Annotated in this window: 1 protein-coding gene and 1 pseudogene; both read left to right on the top strand. The window is 64.9% G+C overall.

Going from position 1 to position 921, the window contains the following annotated elements:
- A partial coding sequence (locus EOA38_RS37760; RefSeq protein WP_189435228.1) for a trimethylamine methyltransferase family protein occupies nt 1–520 on the top strand: 520 nt, incomplete at its 5' end.
- Nucleotides 521–609: 89 nt separating this feature from the next.
- Nucleotides 610–891 (top strand): annotated as a pseudogene (locus tag EOA38_RS37765) (hypothetical protein); the annotation flags it as partial.
- Nucleotides 892–921: the final 30 nt, after the last annotated feature.

Genomic DNA, 921 nt, shown 5'->3' on the forward strand with positions numbered 1-921 from the left:
GTTCCGCACCGGCGGCTCGCTCTGCGCCTCCAAGATTCCCGATGCGCAGGCGGCCTATGAGAGCGCCAACACGCTGAACTCGACGATCCTTGCCGGCACCAATTTCGTGCTGCATTCGGCCGGCTGGCTCGAGGGCGGCCTCGCCTCCTGCTACGAAAAGTTCATGATGGACATCGACCAGCTCGGCATGCAGCAGAAGTTTTCGGAAGGTGTCGACCTGTCGGAAAACGGCCAGGCGATGGATGCCATCCGCCAGGTCGGCCCGGGAAGCCATTATCTCGGCTGCGACCACACCCAGGCGAATTTCCAGACCGCCTTCTACCGCTCCAACGTCGCCGATAACAATTCCTATGAGCAGTGGCTGGCCGAAGGCCAGAAGACGGCGCCGCAGCGCGCCAACGAGCTCGCCCGCCGCTGGCTGGAAAGCTACGAGGCGCCCCATCTCGATCCGGCGATCGACGAGGCGCTGAAGGACTTCATCGCCAGGAAGAAGGGCTCGATGCCCGACGCCTTCACTTGAAAGGAGCCCGAGTCAGGCGGGGCTAAAGTCGCCAACATCATTCACAAGGAAGTCTGGCGGAGCGCGTTCTCCGACCCGGACCGGAAGGGATGATTTTTTCGCCCGGCACGATTGAAGGGGTCGCGGCCGCGCTTGCCGCCCATGGCCTGATCCCTCGCGGTGGCTTCCGCTTCGCAAGCGACGAAGCCGCGCCTGCCGGACTTTCCGGTGCGCCCGCCAAGTCCGTCCTCCTGGTCGGGCAGGCGGGCGCGGCACCCTGGCCGCATTTCCAGCGCTGGCTCGAGGGGCAATCGCAACCCATCGCCAATCCCCTAGACACGTGGTCGCGCGAAGTGATCGGCGCGGTCGCGCAAGAATTCGATGCCCGCGCCGATCACTTCGCGCGACCACGTGTCTAGGGG

It is taken from the genome of Mesorhizobium sp. M1E.F.Ca.ET.041.01.1.1, from assembly GCF_003997355.1.
Classification (GTDB): Bacteria; Pseudomonadota; Alphaproteobacteria; order Rhizobiales; family Rhizobiaceae; genus Mesorhizobium.